This window comes from Gelidibacter pelagius, assembly GCF_017581925.1.
GTDB lineage: Bacteria > Bacteroidota > Bacteroidia > Flavobacteriales > Flavobacteriaceae > Gelidibacter > Gelidibacter pelagius.
On sequence record NZ_JAGEVG010000072.1, the window covers coordinates 1 to 541 of the forward strand.

General features: G+C 36.4%; 1 protein-coding gene. It reads left to right on the forward strand.

Annotation, left to right across the window (positions count from 1 at the left end; genetic code table 11):
* Positions 1-133: 133 nt before the first annotated feature.
* Positions 134-493 (forward strand): endonuclease domain-containing protein, encoded by a 360-nt coding sequence (locus J4051_RS18865; protein WP_163516112.1) that lies wholly within the window; start codon positions 134-136, stop codon positions 491-493.
* Positions 494-541: the final 48 nt, after the last annotated feature.

Below are 541 nucleotides of genomic sequence, written 5' to 3' on the forward strand. Positions count from 1 at the left end.
ATTTTTAAATAATGCTGAATCAAAAACTTCCTTCCCTTTTTAAGGGAAGAGCTTGTCCCGATTTTTTTCGGGATGGCTTTAAGCTCCGGAGAGAGCTTAAAGTCGGAAGGGTTGTTTTTATAAATGATCACCAATGAAATCAAACATCCATAACCGAAAGTATCTTTTAGAGCGCAGGAAAGAATTGCGAAATAATTCCACATCCGCTGAAGCGACTTTATGGAAGTCACTACAAAGAAATCAATTGGACGGACGGAAATTTAGAAGGCAACACAGTATTGAAAATTATATCGTCGATTTTTATTGTGCCTCTGAAAAATTAGTAATTGAATTGGATGGGGCTGTTCATTTGGATTTTGCAGTTGGTAATTATGATTATGAGAGGGAACAAAAATTGAAATCTCTTGGATTTAAGGTGCTGAGGTTTGAAAACAAAGAGGTATTTGAAAATTTGGAAAGCTTGCTAAATGAAATAAAACGGAATTTTGCATGAGAACAACCACCTCGTCTTCATCCCGATTCTCGTGATGAATCCACTCCT

Excerpts from the sequence above, each read along its gene's own strand:
- J4051_RS18865 (WP_163516112.1), top strand. The coding sequence starts at position 134 with ATGAAATCAAACATCCATAACCGAAAGTATCTTTTAGAGCGCAGGAAA.